3 protein-coding genes and 2 pseudogenes are annotated in these 2,555 nt (G+C 41.7%); all 5 read right to left on the reverse strand.

What is annotated here, in order from left to right; all coding sequences use genetic code 11:
* Positions 1 to 216: pseudogene (locus RWZ99_RS09335) on the reverse strand (CPBP family intramembrane glutamate endopeptidase); the annotation flags it as partial.
* A gap of 48 nt (positions 217 to 264) precedes the next feature.
* Positions 265 to 1,104, reverse strand: coding sequence for a DUF4300 family protein (locus tag RWZ99_RS09340; RefSeq protein ID WP_314678338.1), 840 nt, complete (start codon positions 1,102 to 1,104; stop codon positions 265 to 267).
* Positions 1,105 to 1,270: 166 nt separating this feature from the next.
* Positions 1,271 to 1,543 carry a hypothetical protein gene (locus tag RWZ99_RS09345; protein WP_314678340.1) on the reverse strand — a complete coding sequence of 91 codons (273 nt, stop codon included), beginning with the start codon at positions 1,541 to 1,543 and terminating at the stop codon, positions 1,271 to 1,273.
* Positions 1,544 to 1,668: 125 nt separating this feature from the next.
* Positions 1,669 to 2,304 (reverse strand): annotated as a pseudogene (locus tag RWZ99_RS09350) (copper homeostasis protein CutC).
* Between the two features lie 34 nt (positions 2,305 to 2,338).
* A partial coding sequence (locus tag RWZ99_RS09355) for a TetR-like C-terminal domain-containing protein (RefSeq protein ID WP_314678342.1) occupies positions 2,339 to 2,555 on the reverse strand: 217 nt, incomplete at its 5' end.

Here is a 2,555-nt window from a genome sequence, read left to right on the forward strand (position 1 = left end):
AAGCTGTTTAAAACTGGAGTGATGATAGCGGATGCTAATAATTGCTCCCCAAATGGCTGATGACAACCCACCTAACATAAGGGTAAGCAGTCCTATTGGAGTCCCATAATCAACCCTAACGCCCCATGCTCTTAGAAGCCAAACGAGGAGACTGACTAATAAGATTTGTCCAAGGGTCCCCGCCAGATAAAGTGACAAGGCTTGTTTTCTTTTCATATATTGGTTCCTTTTTCTACCCTATTCAAACTTTCGTCGCACATTAACCTAGCCCATATCCACCCATTTGCCATTATCCATGATAAAGGGTTTGGCTAGACCTGGTCCGGTATAGTCCTTGTACTTGGTTGTGAGATACTTGTAGCAGTCTTTCTTACTAGCAAATTTAATGGCTTGGTAGGGCTCTTCGAAGGTCAACTTTTCAACAAATAAGTAGCCATCCGTCGTAGGCACCAAGACGCCGACGTGACCGACAAAAAGGGAATCTCCATCCAAATTATCGTGGACAACAACCGACAGCATGCGTGCCTTGTCATCAAAGGTGAACTGCTTGTAGTAATCCTCCATATGCTTGGCGTGAACCTTGACATCTTGGGTAGGTTCAGTTTTGACCCTTGAAAAGAGAATTTCAAAGTCTTCCTGCTCCTTGGCATCAAAGAGCTTACCCCTGTCAATGGCATCCTTATCTTGGAAAAGGAGCTCACTGTCACTTTTGACTTGTGGAATCTTGATTTTGCCTTTCAGTAGCGTGTAGGTGTTGATACGGCAGTTGGTGCCGATAAAGTCACCATGCTTGGCTGTCCACAAATTACTGATTTTTTCCACATCATAGTCGGTTTTAGTAAATGGCGCAAAATTCCCAGAAAGTCCAACAGAACCCACAGTGTTATTGTAATCGGTAACCAGATTGATAAAGTTATCCACACTCCCCTCGTTCAAATGTTTCGAGAGAATGGTTCGCACCTCACTAATACTGGATTTGCTATTAAGATTGGAGTAACTTGCTTGCTCCTCCTTTTTGTGGAGATGTGTAAAAGCTGCTAAACCTACAAGCAGTATACTAGAGATAGATAAAAGAATTAGCGTCTGTTTTTTCAAAATTTTCATAGGCGCCTCCTTGGCTTCATTATACCAGATTTTGACAGCTACTTATTCTCAGGATACTTTTTGCAGTCTAAAAATGTCATTGAAACTAAATGAGTGTCTCGGAGTAGCCTTTAGAAAAGAAAAAAACTGCAAGCAAGTAGCTGCAGTTCGTGTATAACCATAGTCCTTATTTCTGAGTATTGCCAAGTTTTTTAAGATAGGTATAACCCAAATAGAAAAAGAAGAAGGCAAAGAGAATAAAGGCAAACATGACGAGTTTAGTCCCGCCTAATTGATAAATAACGTAAACAAAAGTATTAATCTTGAGCTGACCGCCCGTTTTTTCCAATTGCGAAAGGCTCTGTGAATAACTATAACCAAGCCAAATGGCAACTAGCCCCATTAGTAGATAAATAATGACACCCCAGACAGGCTTCTTTTTTAACAAATTATCTAACATATATCCCCCATATTTTTTGCTGTAGTAATAGCTTACCAAAGATTGCCTAGAAAATCAAAGTGACTTTTTCAGTCCACAAGAAAGCCAAAAGGGACCGATCCAATAAGCTAGTCTCTTTAAAACATCTAAAAGACGATACGTGTTCCATGGACTTGTTCGAGACCAGGAATGGCAAGAAATCGGTCACGATTAGTCACGGAGATACCCCCACCTGCTAAAATCTCGAACTGACCATCTGCTAGTTGAATCAATTTTTCATAGGCTTGCAAGCGTAAGTGTATGGGGGTATCAGGAGTTCCAGCACGAGTAAGAAGACGTGTCACACCATTTTCCTTGAGCCACTGGATAGCACTAGGCTGATCTTCAATAGTAATTTGATCAAAGGCCATATGCATGGTGACCTCCAAACCTTGACTGGCTTCGAGTAGTGTCCTAAGAGCGTCTTTATCAAGTTGATTTTCTGAGGTTAGAGCGCCTAACACAAAACCATCAACGCCCAATTCCCGCGCACACTTCATATCTTCCAACATGATGGCTAATTCCTCTTGGCTATAGACAAAGTCTCCCCCTCATGGACGAATCATCACAACCACTTTAACTTGATAGGTCTTGGCTAACTCAACTGCTGCTTTTATAACACCATAAGACGGCGTCGTACCCCCGACAGCCAGATTATCGCACAACTCCACTCTCTGAGCACCAGCTTTGAAAGCTTTTTCCAACAAAGTAACATTTTCTGCACAAAATTCATATATCGGCATTTTCAACCTCCAATTAGTTCTTGTAACAAGGTAATCATTTCTTCTTCTGTGGAAAAAGGGGAAGGCCGAGCTTGGCAATCTTTTCAGCTGGGGTTTTCATGCCATCCTTGACCCATTTGGAAATCACTGAGACAATAGCCGAGCTCCAGAAAGAATTGAGGTAACTGCCAGCACCATTTGATGAACCTCCATTTCGTTTTTCCAAAAAATCATAAACCGCCTTGGTCAACACTTGCTCAAAATTGTAATCA

The sequence above is a fragment of the uncultured Streptococcus sp. genome (assembly GCF_963545685.1).
Classification (GTDB): Bacteria; Bacillota; Bacilli; order Lactobacillales; family Streptococcaceae; genus Streptococcus.